The organism is Embleya sp. NPDC059237 (assembly GCF_042754105.1).
Taxonomy (GTDB): Bacteria; Actinomycetota; Actinomycetes; order Streptomycetales; family Streptomycetaceae; genus Embleya.
This window is the reverse complement of sequence record NZ_JBHZAE010000001.1, coordinates 1,017,173-1,037,041: the sequence shown is the minus strand read 5'-3', so window position 1 is coordinate 1,037,041 and position 19,869 is coordinate 1,017,173. Positions and strand designations below refer to the sequence as shown.

Here is a 19,869-nt window from a genome sequence, read left to right as displayed (position 1 = left end):
CGCCCGGCCGCCCCGGGTGGTCGCCGGCGTCACAGCCTCGGTTCCCACCGCTCGCCACCCAGCGCCTCCTCGACGAGGCGGACCGCGCGCTCGGTGGCCGCCGCGCGCGAGCCCTCGTACTCGTACATCCGCAACGTCGCCTCCAGCGCGTGCACGGGCACAGCCTCCTTGAGGTCGACGCGCGCCGTGCCGTAGCCGTGCCGGGCCGCGGCCAGCGCCGCCGCCACGTGCTGACGGGCCATCCGGGCCAGGATCACCGGGTACTTGCGCAGTACCTCATGGCTTCGATAACCGGGCGGACACAGGTCGTACAGCCATGCGACGGCGGTGTCCTCCCACCCCGGCACCCCGGGCGGTCGAACACCCCGCGGCCAACCCGCCGGCGCGATTCCGTCCTTCCCGCGCGGCCTGGCTTGCGCCTCGTCCCCCGTCGCCGCATGCGCGAAACGACCCGGCCGCTCCCATGCCGGGGTGTCTCGATCGCCATTGCCGTACATATGTTCGATTATGCGCGGTGGTCGGCCGAGAATGCACATGTGGATCATGGAGGGGTACACCCGCACCCACGTTCGATCGACATCGCCGCACCCCGGCCCCTTCGGGCCGCCCGCCAACCTACGGAGGACCCGTGACTCAGGCCGCCCGCTCCGGCGACGAGGCCGCCTTCGCCCACATACCGCTGGTCGGTGTGTGGCGCAACGGCTTCCTGGAATCGGTACACCACGGCACGGCCGTACTGACCGGCACCGACGGGTCGGTGGTCGAGGGCCACGGCGCGGTCGACGCGCCGATGTTCCCGCGCTCGGCCAACAAGCCGTTCCAGGGCCTCGCGATGCTGCGCAACGGACTGGACCTGGACGGCGAACTGCTCGCCCTCGCGTGCGCGAGCCATTCCGGCGAGGCGTTCCACCTGGAGGGGACCCGGCGCATCCTGGCCCGGGCGGGCCTGTCGGAGAGCGCGCTGCGGTGTGTACCGGACCTGCCCCTGGGCGCGGCGCAGCGCGACGCGTGGCTGGCGGACGGTCGCGGTCCCGAGCGGATCGCAATGAACTGCTCGGGCAAGCACGCGGCGATGCTGCTCACGTGCGTGCGCAACGGCTGGTCGACCGAGGACTACCTGGCGCCGGAGCACCCGCTGCAAAAGGCCGTCCGCCGAGCGGTGGAGGACGTCGCCGGCGAGCCGGTCGCGGCGGTCGGCGTGGACGGCTGCGGGGCGCCGCTGTTCGCCATCTCGCTGGCCGGCCTGGCCCGCTCGTTCGGGCGCTTCGCGGGGGCGGCCGAGGGCACCCCCGAACGGCGGATCGCGGACGCGATGCGGGCGCACCCGCAGTGGGTCGCGGGCACCGGTCGCGACGTGACGGACCTGATGCGGACGATCCCGGGACTGCTCGCCAAGGACGGCGCGGAGGCGGTGTACGCGGTCGGCCTGCCGGACGGCCGCGGCGCCGCGGTCAAGATCGCGGACGGGGCCACGCGGGCGCACATCGTCGCGATCGCGGCCCTGCTGTGGCACATGGGCGCGGACGAGCAAACCCTCGCCCCGTTCACGCAGTCGCCGGTGTACGGCGCCGGCGAGGTAGTCGGCGCGATCCGCGCCTTCCCTCGTTTGAGTGAACCGGCCCGGTAGTCCTGTCGCCCACATGGGCCGAACGCAACACTGACCGTGCGGCCGGTTGGGAAACCAACCGGCCGCGCCAGTGCCTGCACCCAGGCACCTGACGCTCGTGCCGGTGCGCCTGCGCTCGTGCACCTGGGCCTGCGAGGCCAGTGAGCCCGGCCAAGCGCTCGTGCGCCTGCAGGGCCGGTGCGCCCGCCGGCGCAGGCGCACGCGGGCGCACCCGCCAGGGGCACCCGCGCCGAGACCGCCCGCCGGCGACGGGGCGGTCCGGTGCGAAGGCCGATCACGCATGCGGGGCGACCCCGATGACGCGCCGAACAACGCCGGCAAAACCGCGGCGGAACACGAACACCGGGCCGGGCTCCCGAGGGAGCCCGGCCCGGTGCGTGACCACCGCGAGGCCGCGACCGCGAAACGGTGCCCGGCCCTCGATCGACGTGCGATCAGCCCTTGTTCACCAGCGAACGCAGCACGTATTGCATGATGCCGCCGTTGCGGTAGTAGTCCGCCTCACCGGGGGTGTCGATGCGCACGACCGCGTCGAACGCGACACCGGTGTCGGTGGTGACCTTGACCGTCTTGGGCGTACGGCCCTCGTTCAGCTCGGTGATGCCCTCGAACGCGAAGGTCTCCTCGCCGGTGAGCCCCAGCGACGCGGCGCTCTGGCCCGCCGGGAACTGCAGCGGGATGACGCCCATGCCGATCAGGTTCGAACGGTGGATGCGCTCGTACGACTCGGCGATCACCGCACGCACACCCAGCAGCGAGGTGCCCTTGGCGGCCCAGTCGCGAGACGAGCCCGAGCCGTACTCCTTGCCCGCCAGCACCACCAACGGGATTCCCGCGGCCTGGTAGTTCACCGACGCGTCGTAGATCGTCGAGACCGGGGCGTCGGCCTGCGTGAAGTCACGCGTGAAGCCGCCCTCGGTGCCCGGCGCAATCTGGTTGCGCAGGCGGATGTTCGCGAACGTGCCGCGGATCATCACCTCGTGGTTGCCTCGGCGCGAGCCGTACGAGTTGAAGTCCTTGCGCTCGACACCGTTCTCGGCCAGGTACTTGCCCGCCGGGCTGTCGCCCTTGATCGAGCCCGCCGGCGAGATGTGGTCGGTGGTGACCGAGTCGCCGAGCTTGGCCAGCACCCGCGCGCCCGCGATGTCGACCACCGGCGCCGGCTGCATCTGCATGCCCTCGAAGTACGGGGGCTTGCGCACGTAGGTGGACTGCGGGTCCCACTCGAAGGTGGCGCCCGTCGGGATCTCCAGCGACTGCCAGCGCGAGTCGCCGGCGAAGACGTCGGCGTAGCGGTCGATGAACATGTCCTGGTCGATGGAGGAGGCCACGACCTCGGCGATCTCCTCGTCGCTCGGCCAGATGTCCGCGAGGTAGACCGGCTTGCCCTCGGGGTCCAGGCCCAGCGGCTCGGTGGTGATGTCGATGTCCATCGAACCCGCGAGCGCGTACGCGATCACCAGCGGCGGCGAGGCCAGGTAGTTCATCTTGACGTCGGGGTTGATCCGACCCTCGAAGTTGCGGTTGCCCGAGAGCACCGAGACGACCGCGAGGTCGGCGTCGTTGACCGCCTTGGAGACCTCCTCCGGCAGCGGGCCGGAGTTGCCGATGCAGGTCACGCACCCGTAGCCGACCAGCGAGAAGCCGACCTTCTCCAGGTACGGGATCAGGCCCGCCTTCTCGTAGTAGTCCATGACGACCTTGGACCCGGGCGCGAGCGTGGTCTTGACCCACGGCTTGCGGGTGAGGCCCTTCTCGACGGCCTTCTTCGCGAGCAGCGCGGCGCCGAGCATCACCGACGGGTTCGAGGTGTTGGTGCAGGAGGTGATCGAGGCGATCACGACCGCGCCGTGGTCGATCTCGTACTCGACGCCGTCCGCGCCGACCACCTTGGTCGGGTTGTGCACGCGACCGTTCGAACCGGTGGGGGCGTCGGAGGCCGGGAAGGACTCCTTGCCCGACTCGTCGCCGTTGGTGACGTAGTCCGGCAGCGCGCCGCGGAAGCGGGACTTGGCCTCGGCCAGCACGACCCGGTCCTGCGGACGCTTGGGGCCGGAGATGGAGGGCACCACGGTGGAGACGTCGAGCTCGATGTACTCCGAGTACTCCGGCTCGTGGCTCGGGTCGTGCCACAGCCCCTGGGCCTTGGCGTACGCCTCGACCAGCGCGAGCTGCTTGTCGTCGCGGCCGGTCAGGCGCAGGTAGGTGATCGTCTCGGCGTCGATCGGGAAGATCGCGCAGGTCGAGCCGAACTCCGGCGACATGTTGCCGATGGTGGCGCGGTTGGCCAGCGGCACCGCGCCGACGCCCTCGCCGTAGAACTCGACGAACTTGCCCACCACGCCGTGCTTGCGCAGCATGTCGGTGATGGTCAGCACCACGTCGGTGGCGGTGACGCCCGGCTGCGCCTTGCCCGAGAGCTTGAAGCCGACCACGCGCGGGATCAGCATGCTGACCGGCTGGCCGAGCATGGCGGCCTCGGCCTCGATGCCGCCGACGCCCCAGCCGAGCACGCCCAGGCCGTTGACCATGGTGGTGTGCGAGTCGGTACCGACACAGGTGTCGGGGTAGGCCTGCCCGTTGCGGACCATGATCGTGCGGGCCAGGTGCTCGATGTTGACCTGGTGCACGATGCCGGTGCCGGGGGGTACGACCTTGAACTCGTCGAACGCGGTCTGGCCCCAGCGCAGGAACTGGTAGCGCTCCTTGTTGCGGCCGTACTCGATGTCGGTGTTGATCTCGAACGCGTCCGGACGGTTGAACACGTCGGCGATGACCGAGTGGTCGATGACCATCTCGGCGGGCGCGAGCGGGTTGATCCGGGAGGCGTCGCCGCCGAGGGCCTTCACGGCCTCGCGCATCGTGGCGAGGTCCACCACACACGGCACACCGGTGAAGTCCTGCATGATCACGCGCGCCGGCGTGAACTGGATCTCCTCGCTCGGCTCGGCCTTCGCGTCCCAGCCGCCCAGGGCGCGGATGTGATCGGCGGTGATGTTCGCGCCGTCCTCCGTGCGGAGCAGGTTCTCCAGCAGGACCTTCAGGCTGTAGGGGAGGCGCTTGCTGCCCTCCACCTTGTCCAGCCGGAAGATTTCGTACGACTCGTCACCCACGTTCAGGGTGGAGCGAGCGTCGAAGCTGTTCGCGGACACGACGGTCTCCCTTGATCTTGTGCGTTTCTCCCGCATCCTGCCGACACCCACTCGACCTTCGCCAAGCAAGGTGACCCTAAGTAGGGGATGCCGGGGTCTGCGCCCCGCAGATATCTTGATGTCAAGACAAGTCTAGCCCAGGCGCCGACTCCCCCGTGCGGGTACCCGTCTCCGGCGCGCCGAAAGGTCGGTCGGGATTCGTCCCGACGATCTCTCCCACGCACGCGCGTGCGCCCCTAACATGCGGGGCAGCGAGTCCGGTACGGCCCACCGTGTGGGTCCGGAGCGTGGCCTCGGGAACACGCCCGGGGTATGGGCGCATCGGGTGGGATGGCGACGAGGGGAATGACGCCATGAAGCGGATCCGGATCGGGATACTGGGCGCGGCTCGCATCGCGCCGGCCGCGCTGGTCAGGCCCGCGCGGCTGATCCCGGAGGTACGGGTCGCCGCGATCGCCGCACGCGACCCGGCCCGCGCCGACACCTTCGCCCGGCGCCAGGGCATCCCGCGCGTGCACGCGACCTACGCCGATCTGATCGCGGATCCCGAACTGGACGCGGTCTACATCCCGTTGCCCAACGGACTGCACGCGCACTGGACGACCCGGGCGCTGGCGGCCGGCAAGCACGTGCTGTGCGAGAAGCCGATGGCCGCCAACGAGGCCGAGGCGCGGGAGATCGCCGACGCCGCGGAGCGTGCGGGCCTGGTCGCGATGGAGGCATTCCACTACCGCTACCACCCGCTCGCGGGGCGGATGCGGGAGATCGTCGACGACGGCGAACTGGGCGAGATCCGCCGGATCGACACCTCGATGTGCTTCCCGCTGCCGCTGCCGGGCGACATCCGCTACCGCTACGACCTCGCGGGCGGATCGCTGATGGACGCCGGATGCTACGCCGTACACCTGATGCGGGTGCTGGCGGGCGACGACGACGGCGACCCGATCGAGGTCCTGGGCGCGCGGGCGCTCACCGTACCCCGCGACCGCCGAGTGGACCGCGCGATGTCGGCCCGGCTGCGACTGCCGGGCGGTGTCCTGGGCGCGGTGCACGCGTCGATGTGGTCGCGACGCCTGCTCGACATGCGCGCGCACGTGGTGGGCACGCGCGGCGAGATGCGCGTATTCAACTACCTGATGCCGCACCTGCCGCACCGGTTCACCGTGAGCGTGGGCAAGCGCCGGCGGCACGAACACCTGGGCGAGGCCGCGAGGACGCCGACCTACCGCCTGCAACTCCAGGCGTTCGCGGACGCGATCCGACTCGGCCGGCCGACCCTGACGCCCGCGGCCGACGCGGTACCCACCCTGCGCATCATGGACGCGATCTACCGCGCGGCCGGCCTGCCCCTGCGTGGGGAGGCCACCGCCACACGCTGAGCGAGCGGCTCAATGCATGATGTAGTGCAGGATGACGTCGTGCACGTGCCGGCCCTTGTCGTCGCTGCGGAACTCCACGCTGTAGGTCTGCGTGCCGACGTGGATCGCAATCTCGCTGGAGCTCAGGTAGGAGCCGGTGAAGCTCTTGTTGGAGACCATGCTGACGCTGCTGATCTTCGAGTAGGGCAGCGAGGTGATCGCGATTTTCTTGCCCACGAAGCTGTTGTCCTGGATGATCGCGCGCCGATCGGTCAGGCCGATGAACCCGGTGCCGACACCCTTCGCGTCGTAGACCGCGATGATCTGCTCGCCCGGGAGCAGACCGCTCTGGATCTTCTCCAACTGCTCACGCTTGTCGAAGACGACGTTTCCCGCCCCGCTCATCCCGTGCTCCTCCCGGTGGACCTGCGACACCCAGCCTAAGGCCGCCCGATCAGCGCCATTCGCCCGTGTCGTGGAAGTGGGTCAAGGTTGCCTCGTATGGAGTGAGATCCAACTCCTGGCGGGCCAACCACTCGTCCGAGTAGTACGAGTGCGCATAGCGCTGGCCGCCGTCGCACAACAGCGTCACGATCGAGCCGGTACGCCCCGCGGCGCGCATCTCGGCGACCAGGCGCAGCGCGCCCCAGAGGTTGGTGCCGGTCGAACCGCCGGCCTTGTGGCCGGTGCGGCGGTGCAGTTCGCGCATCGCCGCCACCGACGCGGCGTCGGGGACCTTGATCATGCGGTCGACGATGTTCGGCATGAAGCTGGCCTCGACCCGCGGCCTGCCGATGCCCTCGATCCGCGACGAGCACGCCTCGGCGTACGCGGGGTCGTGCGTGCGCCACCCCTCGAAGAAGGCCGAGTTCTCGGGGTCCACGACGCAGATCTTGGAGTGGTGTCGGCGATAGCGCACGTAGCGGCCCATCGTCGCGCTGGTACCCCCGGTGCCGGCGCCGACGACGATCCACTCGGGAATGGGGTGCCGCTCCTCCGACATCTGCTCGAACACCGACTCGGCGATGTTGTTGTTGCCTCGCCAGTCGGTGGCGCGCTCGGCGTAGGTGAACTGGTCCATGAAGTGGCCGCCGGTCTCCGCCGCGAGCGAGCGCGAGACGTCGTAGACCGTGGCGGCGTCGTCGACGAGGTGACATCGTCCGCCGTGGAACTCGATCAGCTCGATCTTCTCGGGGCTGGTCGTGGCGGGCATGACCGCGACGAAGGGCAGGCCGATCTGGTTGGCGAAGTACGCCTCCGAGACGGCGGTGGAGCCCGAGGAGGCCTCGATCACGGTGGTGCCCTCCTCGATCCACCCGTTGCACAGGGCGTAGAGGAACAACGATCGTGCGAGGCGGTGCTTGAGCGAGCCCGTGGGGTGGGTGGACTCGTCCTTGAGGTAGAGGTCGATGCCCCACTCGGTGGGCAGCGGATAGGCGAGCAGGTGGGTGTCGGCGGAGCGGTTCGCGTCGGCGCTCACCTTGCGGATCGCCTCGTCCACCCAGTCCCGGGTCTTCGCGCTGAAACGGTCCACATCGTTGCCCACCGGCGTCACGTCGACTCCCCTGGCTGGTTCCTGTCCCCCGTGCCGGGCGTGGATGACGAGGGCTGTGGGATCGATGGTCATCGATCGCCGCCCAGGCTACGGGCCGACCCGCCATCTGCGGGACCAACCCCCTGAAAGGCCTATGAGCTGCGCATACGTATTCTCGGCCGGAACGTGTGACGTGTCGGGGGGGCCGCCGCGTCTATGGGGTGGGTACGCGCGAGGGCGCGTAGGGACGAGGAGGGCCTATGGCGGGCTTCGACGCTGAGCCGGCCGATTTCCTGGAGTTCGCCAACGCGTGCAGCGGTCGGCTGTTCCGGACGGCGTGGCTCCTGTGTGGCGATTGGCATCTCGCCGAGGACCTCGTGCAAACGACGCTGGGCAAGCTGTACCGAGCATGGAAGCGGGTCAGCCGGGCCGACAGCCCGGAGGCATACGCGCGCACCGTGCTCACGCGCACGTATCTGTCCCACCGGCGCAGGCTGAGCAGCACCGAGCAGCCGTACGCGGACCTGCCGGAGGGTGCCGGTCCCGAGCAGGACCAGGCGTTGCGGCTGACCCTCCTGAAGAGCCTGGCCGAACTGCCGCCCAAGGACCGGGCGGTGTTGGTCCTGCGCTATTGGGAGGACCTGAGCGTGGAGCAGACGGCACGGCAGATGGGCGTGTCCGAGGGAGCCGTGCGCAGTAGGTCCATGCGGGCGCTGGAGAAATTGCGGAGCCTGCTCGGGAGCGAGTCCGGCTGGCTTTCCGCCGCATGAGGGGTCGACGAGTGCACCGCCGGCACGGCCGTACGGCTGGTGAACGAGACGACCCGGGTTCATACGGATGGCGAGGAGACGGTACGTCTATGGGGTCCGAGGAAAAGGAACTGGCGGCCGCGATGCGGACGTCGGCGTCGGGGCTGGTGCCCCCGACGGGATTGGTCGCGGGCGGCATCGCCCGAGGCAGACGGATGAAGCTGGTCCGCCGTCTCCAGGTGGGCGCGTCCGCCGCGGCGGTGCTCGCCGTGGCGGGCACGACCGTCCTCGCCGTCTCCGGCGGGGACAACGGTGGCGACCGGCATGTCACGGGCCCGGCCGGCATCGCGACGGAGATCCCCGCCCCACCGACCGCGACGGCACCCAAACCCGGGCCGACCCTGTCCGCACCCACCGGCCTGGTGCCCGTCCTGCCGCCGGTGCTGCTGCAAAACCTCCTGCAGCGTGCGCCGCAGGGCCTCGTGCGCTCCGGAGTCACCGGGTCGGATCAAACAGTCAAAACGTCCGCGGGCATACGCAGCGCGGGCGCGTCGGTGTCGTTGGTCCTCGACGACTCGTCCGGCCCCACCTTGTTCTCGGTGACGGTACGGCAGGACGCCGAGAAATCCGACGAGGTCCACTGTCCGCCGCAGGACGGCAGCACCAAGGCCACGTGCACGGACCGCAAGATGGGGAACGGCACCCGCGTGGTCGAGCGTCAGGACTGGGTCTACCCCGCGTCGGCGGACACCCCGGCAAACCGTGCCGACGGCAAGGCCGGTCCGTCGGGAAGAGGACCGAAGGACTGGTCCGTGCGCGTCGAGCGCCCCGACGGCGTCGTGGTCGAGATCAGGGAGATCGCCTCCCGCGAGGAGAAGGGCCCCGTCAGCCGGGAGACGCCGATCTTCCAGATGGACGCGTTGCGCGGATTCGCGCTCGATCCGGTCTGGAGGGTATGGATCCCACCCGAGATCAACAAGATCGCCGACAGCGCCCTGCCGGTATTCGTCCGCGCTTCTTCCTCGGACGCGAAGTACGAGCCGCAGCTGCCGCCGGCGAACGCGCCGTCCGGTCCGACGGGCAGCAGTGGGAAGGCCGTTCCGCCTGCGGAACCGTTCGCGGGAACATGGTCGGAACACACCCGCGGCACTGCGCCGGGGACCGCATCTCCCAGCACGTCGACCCCCGGCCCCGGAAACAGCGGCTGAAGATCTCCGCCGCCTGTCGGGCATGACCCGGCGGTGTCCGGGCAGGCGCCGGACGTCGAGCCCCCGAGCGCCTCTGACTCCCCCTCACGCTTCGGGGGCTCGATGCCGCCCGCAGCCGGACGTCTGGGATCCTGACGCGGGGTCCTGCCGACCCCGCGGATTCTCGAGAGAGGCGGTCGCGATGACCGGGGGCATAGGTATCGGTCTGGGCGGCGTGGGGTTCGAGGGTGGCTACGCGCAGTACGGCCCGACGGACGCCGAGGAGCGTGCCCGACACATCCTGCAGGTCTTCGACCGTGCCTTCGGCGCGCTGATCGACGGCGACCCGGCGGCGTTCCGGGTGAAGTTCCGCAAGATGGCCGCCTCGGCATTCGCGTTCTACCGGGGCACGGCCTGCCTGTTCTACGCCGACTTGGACGGCCGCGAGGATCCCTTCCTCGACGAGCGCACCTCGCGGGTGTGGATCCACGGCGACCTGCACGCGGAGAACTTCGGCACGTACATGAACGCGGACGGCAAGCTCGTGTTCAACGTCAACGACTTCGACGAGGCGTACGTCGGCCCCTGGACCTGGGACGTCAAGCGGTTCGCCGCCAGCCTCGCGCTGATCGGGCACGGCAAGGCGCTGAGCGACGACACCATCGCGTCCCTGGTCGCCGCCTACGGCGCGGCCTACCTCGACCAGCTTCGCCTGCTGACCGACAAGACCACGCCCCAGGACTCCGCGCTGACCCTGGCGACGACCGAGGGTCCGCTGCTGGAGGTCCTGCGCCGGGCCCGCCTGCAGACCCGCATCGAATTGTTGCGCTCGGAGACGGTCGTGGCCGACCACGAACGGCGGTTCGCCTTGTCGGGCGGCGCGTTCGAGCTGCCGGACGACGTCAAGGCGACGGTCCTGGAGGCATTCCGTCGCTACCTCGACACACTGCCCCCCGCGACCCGGCAGCGGCCGGACACCTACGAGGTCAAGGACGTCGTGGGTCGGCGCGGAGTCGGCATAGGCAGCGCCGGTCTGCCCTCGTACAACCTGCTGATCGAGGGGAACACGGAGGCGCTGGAGAACGACGTGATCCTGTACATGAAGCAGGGCCAGACGCCTTCGGTCAGCCATCACGTCACCGACCCCCAGGTGCGCTCCTACTTCGAGCACGAGGGACACCGCACGGTCATCTCCCAGCGCGCCCTGCAGGCGCACGCGGACCCGTGGCTCGGCTACACCGACATCGACGGGATCGGGCAACTGGTCGCCGAGGTCTCGCCCTACGCGAACGACCTCGACTGGTCCGACCTCAACGAGGTGGACACGATCACGGAGGTCGTGGAGTACCTGGGCCGCGCCACCGCGACGATGCACGCCGTCGCGGACGAGGAGAGTGGTCACACGCTCGTACCCTTCTCGACCGAGGACGCCATCCGCACGGCGATCGAGCGCGACGAGGATGGCTTCATCACGTCGCTGGTGGACTTCGCACACGCCTATGGCGCACGCGCCCGGGCCGACCACGCGATCTTCGTGGACCTCTTCCGCAACGGTCTGATCCGGGGTTTGTAGCCCCGCCTCGAGGCCCGGAGGGGCGCCACGCCGGCGTCCGATTCCCGCCGGCCCCCGGGCCGGGAGCGGGTGACACTGGTCGACGTGATGGACGACGAGCAGTGCTACCGAGCGTGCAGCAGCCGAGACAGTCGGTTCGACGGCTGGTTCTACATGGCGGTCACAAGCACCGACATCTACTGCCGGCCGAGTTGCCCCGCGGTCAAGCCGAAGCGGGAGAACGCGAGGTTCTACCCCTCCGCGGCGGCCGCGCAGGCGGCGGGTTTCCGGGCGTGCAAGCGCTGCCGTCCGGATACCTCGCCGGGATCGCCGGAGTGGGACGTGCGCGCCGACGTGGTCGGCCGGGCGATGCGCCTGATCGCGGACGGCGTCGTGGACCGCGAGGGCGTGGGCGGCCTGGCGGGCCGCCTCGGCTACAGCGACCGCCAACTGAACCGCCTGCTGATGGCCGAGGTCGGCGCGGGTCCCCTCGCGCTGGCCCGGGCCCGGCGGGCGCAAACGGCCAGGGTCCTGTTGGAGACCTCCGATCTCCAGATCGCACAGGTCGCGTTCGCGGCCGGCTTCGCGAGCGTGCGCCAGTTCAACGACACGGTGCGCGAAGTGTTCGGGCGTACTCCGACGGAGGTGCGCGGGCGCGCCGGCGCGCGAGGCGTCGAGCCCGGCGAGATCCGGCTGCGCCTGCCCTACCGGGAGCCGATCGCACTCGCACACGCGCTCGACTTCCTGGGTCTGCGGGCGGTGCCCGGCATCGAGGAGTACGCGCACGGCGTCTACCGCAGGGTGCTGTCTCTCCCGCACGGCACCGGGGTGGTCGAACTCTCCCCCGGCCCCTCCTGGGTGTGGTGCCGTCTGGTCCTGGCCGATCTGCGCGACCTGGGCGCCGCCGTGCAGCGCTGCCGCCGCCTGCTCGACCTGGACGCGGACCCGCTCGCGGTGGACGAGGCACTGGGCAACGCCGAACTCGCCGACGGCGCGCTGGCCGCCTTGGTGCGGGCCACGCCCGGGCTGCGCTCGCCAGGCCATGTGGACCCCGACGAACTCGCCGTGCGGGCGGTGCTCGGCCAGCAGGTCTCCGTCGCGGGCGCGCGCACGATCGCGGGTCGGCTGACGTCCCTGTACGGCAAGCCGCTGCCCGCACCTCAGGGCACACTCACTCACGCCTTCCCGACGGCCGCCGCGCTGGCGGACGCGGATCCGGCCGATCTGCCGATGCCCAACGCGCGTAAGAAGGCGCTCTTCGCGCTCACCGGCGCACTCGCGTCCGGCGCCGTTCGCCTCGACCCGGGGGTCGATCGTCGGGCCGCCGAGGCTGCTTTGTTGGCCCTTCCGGGCATCGGCCCCTGGACGGCGTCGTACATTCGACTGCGGGCACTCGGCGATCCGGACGTGTTCCTGCCGACGGATCTGGGCGTCAAGCACGCGCTCGCGGGCTTGAACCTCTCGATCTCGGCGGCGCAGTCGTGGTCCCCGTGGCGCTCGTACGCACTGCACCACCTGTGGGCGAGCCTGTCCGCAACGTCCACCGTCTCGGTGAAGGAAGTCGCATGAACCAGGACGCCCTGTTCGAGGCCGTCGAAGCGCCCGACCCCAACGTGCCTCCCGCCGTGTTCAATACCCCCCTCGACGGCCCTCGTCGATACGCGACGATGGACTCCCCCGTCGGCGAGCTGCTCATGATCGGCGACGGCCGCTCGCTCACCGCCCTGTTCATGGGCGCGACGCCACAAGCGGACTGGGTACACGATCCCGGTGCGTTCGGTGAGACGAAGGCGCAGTTGAGCGCTTACTTCGCCGGCGAACTGCGCGAGTTCGACCTGCCGTTGGCGCCGGTCGGCACGGCCTTCCAGCTCAAGGTCTGGTCGGCCCTGACCACCATCCCGTTCGGGCACACCATGTCCTACGGCGGCCTGGCGACGAGGTTCCTCGGCCAACCGACCGCCTCCCGAGCGGTCGGGCTCGCCAACGGTCGCAACCCGATCAGCATCATCATCCCGTGTCACCGGGTGATCGGCGCGAACGGCACGTTGACCGGCTACGCCGGCGGACTGCCGCGCAAGCAACGCCTGTTGGCCCTGGAGAACGTCCGCGTCACGGGATAGCGAGGCCGCCTTCGACGACACCACCGCTGCCACGGGACTCACGACTGGAAGGCTCGCCGCACGAGCGCGGCCACCTGTCCCCGGCGGAGCGTGTCGTGCCAGGTGAAACGCAGCACCAGGGCGCCCACGAGAGCGAGTTCGTTGGCCCTGGCCCGATCGCGAAACAGCGCGTCGGGCCGCGAGTGCACGTCCATCCCGTCCGCCTCTGCGAAGACGGGCCGCAAGCCGGTGAGCCACGCGAGGTCCACCCGGGCCCGACCGCCGCCGGGCAGGGCGACCTCGTGCTGCAACTCGTCCGGCGCGACCCCGCCGCGCACGCAGTCGAGCCGTACCCGCGACTCCAACGGGCTCTCGGCTCGCCCGTCCGCGATCGCGAGCAGTGGTCGCACTCGGCCCGCGCCGGGACGGCCCGCCGACACCCGCTCGATCCCCACGAGGTCCGCCTCCTCCACCAGTCCCAGGTGCAGCGCCGAGTCGAGCACCGCGAGACCTTCCTCGGGCGACAACCTCGGGACGAGGTCGGCGAGCGTGCGCACCGGCGTCGTCACCGGCAGGCCGTCCACCGTCACGGTCTCGTCGGCTCGCAGCCGACGGCGATACGCCACGATCCCCGGACCACCACGACGCGAGGCGGTATCGGGCGTCGCCACGTGCACACATGCCTCGTGTGGCACGCCACGCATCCCGTGCATACGGGCCGCACTGTGCAATACGGCGACGGCCCGCTCTCCATACGCCGCGAGCCCGGCACGCAACAGCCCGCGCGAGGAGAGCAGACATCGATCGGCATCGACGTGCCCCACGCCGCGTGCGATCTCGCGCACCTTCCCAGCGTTCACGAGCCTTCGCCACACCTGTCCGGATACTCCGGCGGATGTCGCTCGTTCCCGTGTCACCACTCCGTCGTACTGCCATGCCAGCTCCCGCAGGACTCGTAGGGCCTCTTCCATTCCCGGATCCTGGTCCGTGCGGCCGGCCGCGTGCTGCCGGCGACGGGAGCTGTGGACAACCGGGCACTTGTGGACAACTTGAGGCACACTTTGCCGGATTCGCGGATGATCTTCAGCTGCTCGACATCTTCATGATCATCGAGGGCCGCCCAACGGCCGGCCCCAACCGGTGTGATGGGCGCGTCCCCACTGCCTCCTGTCCCGAGGATCGCCATGCCCGACATCCGCAAGCACCGGCGCATCGCCGCCGTGTGCGCCGCGCTCGCCCTCACTGCGGGCGCGAGCGCCGCGTACGCCGAGAGCCGCCCCACCCCCCGCGCGGCCGCCCCCACGAGCGCGGCCCCCGCCGCGCCCGCCAAGGTGTCCTTCAACGTCGTCAGCGACGTACAGGGCGACCTGGCGGACTTCGGCCGGGCGCTCGACCAGATGAAGGTCGTCAACCCCGACAGCCGCGCGCTCGTGGTCAACGGCGACATCACGCCGCGTGGCTACAAGGCCGAGTACGACCAGGTGAAGCAGGTCCTGAACTCGCGCCCGCACCCGGCGAACACGTACTTCACGATCGGCAACCACGAGTTCTACGTGCCCAAGTACTGCAACCCGGACAAGCTGTGCCAAGAGACCTGGCCGAACGGCACGACCGAGCAGTCGCTGTTTCAGAACTTCTACGACTTCACCGGCCTCGACAAGGTCTACTACGAGCGCGTCGTCGACGGTGTGCCGATGTTGTTCCTCGGCACCGAGAAGTACATGAAGTACAGCGACCCGTCCAAGTGGGACGAGGTGTGGTTCAGCGAAGAGCAGCTGACCTGGCTCGAGCAGCGGATGAACTACTGGGAGGCACAGGGCAAGCCCACGTTCGTGTTCTCGCACCACGTCCTTCCGGACACGGTGTCGGGCACGCGCAACAAGCTCTACAAGTCGGACTACCTCCAGGCCGACCGGCTCATGAACATCCTGGGCGCCCACAAGGACGCCGTGCTGTTCACGTCCCACACGCACTGGGATCTGAACCTGTCCGACTGGGCCGTGCGCAAGGTCGTGCCGGGGACCGGCAACCTCGAAGGCTTCACGGTCGTCAACACCGGCGCCGTGCAGACCCAGTGGACCGACAACGGCTCCGGCGGCGAGAACGCGCTGGACGGGCTGGAGAACAGCGGGCTTCAGGTCGAGGTCGCGAACGACCGGGTGACGATCAAGGCACGCGACTTCCGGCGCAACCAGTGGATCAAGGAGCTGAACGTCCAGCTCCACACCAAGTGCGCGGCGGCCAAGCCGTGGACGGAGTCGATGACGTACAACAACGGCGACACCGTGGTGTGGAACACCCGCACCTGGCGTGCCAAGTGGTGGACGCGCGGCGAGACGCCGGGCACGACCGGCCCGTGGGGCGTGTGGGAGGACCAGGGCGCCTGCTGATCAGCTGCGACCGAGCCGATGGGGGTGGAACCGTGCCTCGGGCGGTCCCACCCCCATCCGTACCGTCGAATTCGCGAACAGCGGCGCGACGACGGCGCGGGCCACGTGCTGTGCGCGGCGGGTCGAGCGCACGCGAGCGCTACCGGGCCCCGGCTCGAGGTCCGGCCGTTGTCGAACCGGGCGGCGCGGGCAGGACTTCCGCCGCGAGAGCCGGCTCCGCGTCGGAGGTCGAGGTCGCCGGCAGCCGAGGCGGCCCGATCGTGGAATCGACCCGCACGAGGGTGAGGTCGCCGTCGGCGAGCACACCCGCCCGCCGGCGCGCGGCCACCCATCGGGCAAGTTCCGAAGGGCCGCTTGCCGCGGGTTCCCGCAGTTCCTCCCACGGCCGGCCGCCCGCCAGCGCCGTGCGCAGGAACCACGCGCCCGCCGTGTCGTTGGCGACGTACAGCAGGTCGCGGTCGGTCCAGGTGCCCCGCGCGCATCGCACCCGTCGGGCGACCGCCGCAGGATCCGCGCCGTTGCTGGTCGCGACATCCACCCGCCGAGAGGTCGGGAACACACGCCAGAGACGGTCACCGCGGACCTGGAAAAGGTACGCGTCGCCGAGCACGGCCGCGGCCCACTGGCCCCGCCCCGACAGCCACGGGTGCGGCGCGAGGTGTGCGGCGAGGACTGCGGACGCGTGTGCCCCACGGGTCAACTTGCGGAGTTCGTACGGCTGTACCGGCATCCCGCGCCGGTCCCGCTCGACCAGGTAGCGCCTGGTCAGATCGGGCCATCGGTCCGCCGCCCGCGCCAACACGTCCGCGAAGCCCGTGCCTCCGCACAGCAGCGGTGTGGGCGCCGCCCCGCAGGCGCGGACCAGGAGTTCGGCCCAGCGCCGTGCGAGCAGGCTCTCCGCGGCGCCGTCCGCGAGCGCGACGCGCAGTGCGCCGGGTCGGTCCACCCGGGCTCTTCTGCAGGCGGGCCCGGCCGGGGTCAAAAACCCCCGGCCGGCGCCGTCACCGATCCAGACCGCGTCCTCGTACTCGAGTGGTTCGCCTTCGTGCCGGTGCAGCGCCAGGACCGTGACGTTCGCGCGCACCGTGCCGTCTCCTCTGTGGTGGTACGAGAACCTCTCAGCCGCGTACGCCCGCGATCGGGTTGGGGATGTCGACGTAGACGGACTGGGTCTCCAACGGGACTTCGAGTTCGTCGAGACCCGCGACGCGGGTGAGCAGGTTGGCTTTGCACCGCAGTGTGGCACCGTCGAGGAGGCGGTCCACCAGCGGGCGTCCGGCCGGATGATCGGTGCGGGTGCGCACCAGTCGGTCGCGGAAGATCGCGATCAACGCCTGTTCGTCCGCCAGTCCTTGCGCACCCATCGCACCCACCAGACCGAGCACGTTGTTGATCGCCAGGTAGTAGCCGAGCCGTTCGTCGATCACATGATCGGGACACCACGTGCCCAGATCCCGACCCGCGCCTGGGAGCCAACGCGCCAGACGAGCGCCCCGTTCGGCGGAAAAGTAGTAACCCTGGTTGCCCCGATAGCGACCGCCGATAGGGCGGCCGTCGGTGTCCAGCACGACCATCGTGTTCTGCTGATGCGCCTCCAGGCCCAGGCCGTATTCACCGTGCAACCACAGGATCGGCGCGACCAACACGTCCAGATAGCGCCGAAACCACGACTCCGCGGTCTCCCGCAGCGGTGTCGCGGTGCGCGCGGCGAGCGTGTACAGCACATCGGCGAGCATCGACCTGCTCCGCGCCAGGTCCGGGCGCGGAGCAGCCAGGCCCGCGATGCAGTGCACGCGATCGCGCGCGCCGAACGGGTTGTCCCGCACCACGAGTTCGAGCCCCGACTCGCCACGCCCGCCCGGGATGTCGACGGCGATCCAGCCCAGGTCGCGCAGCACGTCGAAGCCGGGATGGGCAGAATGCATGACCCGCTTGAGGCCGGCGTCGAGCATCCGGTGCACCGCGAGACCGCGGCGCAGTTCACTGCGGTGGTTCTCGCGCCGGGAGTTGGTGATCTCGACGCCGAGCGAGGTCTTGAGCATCACAGGCGCGCCGGAGCGGTACACCGTGCGCAGCGAGGATGTCGCCGACCAGGCGGGGCCGCCGGGCCCCAGGTCGCGCAGCAGGCCGCGATCCAGGAGGGCCGCGATGCCCGGACGGGCGAGCACGTCCCGGGCCTGCCACGGGTGCGCCGGCAACGCGACCATGCCCGGAGGCAGGTTCACGTCGCCCTCGGCGAGGCCGGCGAGGACGACCGGCACAGGCCGCCCCAGGTCGCCGTCGTGAACCGCGACCGAGGGGTCGACGGCAAACCAGTGCAACGGGAACGAGCCGCGGAGTTCCGGCGAGTAACGCGGCGAAGACGGTCCGTACATGCCCTGCCGGGATGCCGGCGAGGGGTGCATCGGGTGACCGAGCACGATCGACTGCTCGGTGCTCAGGAACGGTGTGTTCCCGGCAACGTCCTCGGGCGACTTGCGACGCTCGGAAAGGTGGTGTGCGATCCGCCGGGTCGAGTCGATGACCCGGTCCGTCATGTCGGCGATCGCGGTGATCGAGCCGACGCGACCGTGCGCGGCCTCGATCGCGAGCAGGACCGCGAGCGTGGTGGCGTCCAGTGCGACGCCGCTGCTCAGTCGGACCGGTCCGAATCGGTGCATGCCCGTCTCGGATCGATACAGGATCGGCGCGACGACGGTGCTGGCGGTCGCGGGCAACGGAAGCCGTAACGGGCCGTCCGCCGGTACCACCGTTCCGCTCTCGCGGATGCGGCAGCGCAGCAGATTTTCGATGGCCGCGTGATCGGCGGCGCGCGCCGGCACGGGATCGAGCAGCGGATCGGTCGAGACTCGGTCACCGGGGCCGGAGTGCCGCGCGGCGCCGAGTACCGCACCGGTGCGCGGGTGTTCGGGTTCGACGTGGGCCGGATGGTCACGCGCCGGCGAGGGTTCGTCGCCGGCGGGCCCCGGGGTGGGCTTTCGAGGGCTGCCCGGTCGCGCCGGCTCCGGAAGCGCCTCCGCGGATGTCGACATGTGCGGTACGTACCTCCCCTGGTCTGCACGGCCGTGGGTCGGACTACGGTTCGGATCGTGGACGCGGTCCATTCGCCACCGCTCCGAGGGACGTTCACCGTACGGCAATCCGTTGGTTATCAGAATCATGTCCCGCAACAGGCCCGCGTGTGCGGGCTTTGCGCGATGGCGACCCCTCGTCATGATCCGCGACACCGTCGGGCACGGCATCGACGGCGAATGCGAACCACCACCCGAAACGTCGTCACCGAGCGGTTCGGAGGACTCCTCCGCACGATACGAACCTCCCGGTAACAGTGACGTCGACGGCCGGAACAGGCGTTTCCGAGCCGGTTTTCCGTCCGCCCGCGCCGGCCCGTGAACATGCCGGTGGGCCTGGGGCGGATCCGCCCATCCGCCGGTGGCGATCGGGACGGACGAGGGGAAGCCACGCGGCACACCACTCACTTCCACAAGGAGCTTGCACCACTTCGGGACGCCTCGGGGCACTTGTGGAGGATATCCCTGCGACGATCGCGTGATCCGCCGATCGCCATTACGCATCGCCGTCATGCGGTTACGATACGAATGCCCTTGTCCCGCGGGCGCCGAGGGTCGCATGCGAAGGAATCTCACGATCCGTTCCGCGCGTCCGCACGGGAGCCCGCACCCGCAGGGGCTCCGTCACCGTCCACCTCGGCCGATCTCACGTGCGCTTACGACGAGTTCGACCGCACGCGCTCACCGTGGGCGCGGTATGCCCGCGCCTGCCGGGAAGGGGATCAGGCGACCGGCCACGGCAGTATCACCCACAGCGTCTTGCCGTCCGGGTGGGCCTCGATGTGAATCTGACCGGCGAGTTCGGTGACGATGTTGCGGACGATCAACAGGCCGCGGCCCGACGTGTCGTCGACCGTTTCCAACAGGGCGACCGGACGGTAGGGATGGCGGTCGCGAACACCCAGCCACAGCCAGCCGTCGTGCACGGTGCACGTCACCGAGACCTCCGGCGACAGTACGGCCGCGTGTTCGACGGAATTGGTGATCAGTTCGGAGGCGACCAACTTTAGGGCGTAGCCCAAGTCGTGCCCGTAGGGCAGTCCCCAGTAGGTCAGATGGTCGGCGAGGGCACGCCGGGCCTGTGCGACGGAGGCGGGTTGGGCGGGCAGGGTGAACCAGCAGGATCGCTCGTATCCCGTTCCCATGTCAC

At 70.2% G+C, this 19,869-nt stretch carries 16 protein-coding genes; 8 read left to right on the top strand and 8 right to left on the bottom strand.

What is annotated here, in order from left to right; translation table 11 throughout:
- Positions 1-29: 29 nt before the first annotated feature.
- On the bottom strand, positions 30-347 hold the full coding sequence (locus ACFXKZ_RS04620; protein ID WP_379996331.1) for a hypothetical protein: 318 nt from the start codon (positions 345-347) through the stop codon (positions 30-32).
- A gap of 281 nt (positions 348-628) precedes the next feature.
- On the opposite strand from ACFXKZ_RS04620, the gene ACFXKZ_RS04615 reads away from it, so the two are divergent.
- Positions 629-1,627, top strand: coding sequence for an asparaginase (locus tag ACFXKZ_RS04615; RefSeq protein WP_379996329.1), 999 nt, complete (start codon positions 629-631; stop codon positions 1,625-1,627).
- Between the two features lie 434 nt (positions 1,628-2,061).
- Here ACFXKZ_RS04615 and acnA read toward each other — a convergent pair whose 3' ends face one another.
- Positions 2,062-4,779, bottom strand: coding sequence for an aconitate hydratase AcnA (gene acnA / locus ACFXKZ_RS04610; RefSeq protein ID WP_379996327.1), 2,718 nt, complete (start codon positions 4,777-4,779; stop codon positions 2,062-2,064).
- A gap of 353 nt (positions 4,780-5,132) precedes the next feature.
- Between acnA and ACFXKZ_RS04605 the strand changes: the two genes are divergently transcribed.
- Positions 5,133-6,158, top strand: a complete 1,026-nt coding sequence (locus ACFXKZ_RS04605; RefSeq protein ID WP_379996325.1) for a Gfo/Idh/MocA family protein — start codon at positions 5,133-5,135, stop codon at positions 6,156-6,158.
- Between the two features lie 9 nt (positions 6,159-6,167).
- Here ACFXKZ_RS04605 and ACFXKZ_RS04600 read toward each other — a convergent pair whose 3' ends face one another.
- Together ACFXKZ_RS04600 and ACFXKZ_RS04595 are read right to left on the bottom strand one after the other, a co-directional pair.
- Complete coding sequence (locus ACFXKZ_RS04600) at positions 6,168-6,542, bottom strand: PH domain-containing protein (protein WP_379996323.1); 375 nt, start codon at positions 6,540-6,542, stop codon at positions 6,168-6,170.
- Between the two features lie 49 nt (positions 6,543-6,591).
- Positions 6,592-7,764, bottom strand: a complete 1,173-nt coding sequence (locus ACFXKZ_RS04595) for a PLP-dependent cysteine synthase family protein (protein WP_379996321.1) — start codon at positions 7,762-7,764, stop codon at positions 6,592-6,594.
- Positions 7,765-7,931: 167 nt separating this feature from the next.
- On the opposite strand from ACFXKZ_RS04595, the gene ACFXKZ_RS04590 reads away from it, so the two are divergent.
- The 5 genes from ACFXKZ_RS04590 (at position 7,932) to ACFXKZ_RS04570 (ending at position 13,279) form a co-directional block, all read left to right on the top strand.
- On the top strand, positions 7,932-8,441 hold the full coding sequence (locus ACFXKZ_RS04590) for a SigE family RNA polymerase sigma factor (RefSeq protein WP_379996319.1): 510 nt from the start codon (positions 7,932-7,934) through the stop codon (positions 8,439-8,441).
- An 89-nt stretch (positions 8,442-8,530) separates the two neighbouring features.
- Complete coding sequence (locus ACFXKZ_RS04585; RefSeq protein WP_379996317.1) at positions 8,531-9,628, top strand: hypothetical protein; 1,098 nt, start codon at positions 8,531-8,533, stop codon at positions 9,626-9,628.
- Between the two features lie 181 nt (positions 9,629-9,809).
- Positions 9,810-11,180, top strand: coding sequence for a DUF2252 domain-containing protein (locus ACFXKZ_RS04580; RefSeq protein WP_379996315.1), 1,371 nt, complete (start codon positions 9,810-9,812; stop codon positions 11,178-11,180).
- Between the two features lie 87 nt (positions 11,181-11,267).
- Positions 11,268-12,728, top strand: coding sequence for an AlkA N-terminal domain-containing protein (locus ACFXKZ_RS04575; RefSeq protein ID WP_379997296.1), 1,461 nt, complete (start codon positions 11,268-11,270; stop codon positions 12,726-12,728).
- Complete coding sequence (locus ACFXKZ_RS04570) at positions 12,725-13,279, top strand: methylated-DNA--[protein]-cysteine S-methyltransferase (RefSeq protein ID WP_379996313.1); 555 nt, start codon at positions 12,725-12,727, stop codon at positions 13,277-13,279. The genes ACFXKZ_RS04575 and ACFXKZ_RS04570 overlap by 4 nt, the downstream gene beginning before the upstream one ends.
- A 38-nt stretch (positions 13,280-13,317) precedes the next feature.
- On the opposite strand, the gene ACFXKZ_RS04565 is transcribed toward ACFXKZ_RS04570, so the two are convergent.
- On the bottom strand, positions 13,318-14,103 hold the full coding sequence (locus ACFXKZ_RS04565; protein ID WP_379996310.1) for a hypothetical protein: 786 nt from the start codon (positions 14,101-14,103) through the stop codon (positions 13,318-13,320).
- 339 nt (positions 14,104-14,442) lie between these two features.
- Between ACFXKZ_RS04565 and ACFXKZ_RS04560 the strand changes: the two genes are divergently transcribed.
- The gene (locus ACFXKZ_RS04560; RefSeq protein ID WP_379996308.1) at positions 14,443-15,648 is read left to right on the top strand and encodes a DUF4073 domain-containing protein; all 1,206 of its coding nucleotides are present in this window, start codon (positions 14,443-14,445) and stop codon (positions 15,646-15,648) included.
- A gap of 139 nt (positions 15,649-15,787) precedes the next feature.
- Here ACFXKZ_RS04560 and ACFXKZ_RS04555 read toward each other — a convergent pair whose 3' ends face one another.
- The 3 genes from ACFXKZ_RS04555 to ACFXKZ_RS04545 all read right to left on the bottom strand — a co-directional run bounded on the left by ACFXKZ_RS04555 (position 15,788) and on the right by ACFXKZ_RS04545 (position 19,864).
- Positions 15,788-16,732 (bottom strand): hypothetical protein, encoded by a 945-nt coding sequence (locus ACFXKZ_RS04555; protein WP_379996305.1) that lies wholly within the window; start codon positions 16,730-16,732, stop codon positions 15,788-15,790.
- A 34-nt stretch (positions 16,733-16,766) separates the two neighbouring features.
- Complete coding sequence (locus ACFXKZ_RS04550; RefSeq protein WP_379996303.1) at positions 16,767-18,680, bottom strand: IucA/IucC family protein; 1,914 nt, start codon at positions 18,678-18,680, stop codon at positions 16,767-16,769.
- Between the two features lie 761 nt (positions 18,681-19,441).
- Complete coding sequence (locus ACFXKZ_RS04545) at positions 19,442-19,864, bottom strand: ATP-binding protein (protein WP_078974902.1); 423 nt, start codon at positions 19,862-19,864, stop codon at positions 19,442-19,444.
- Positions 19,865-19,869 lie beyond the last annotated feature (5 nt).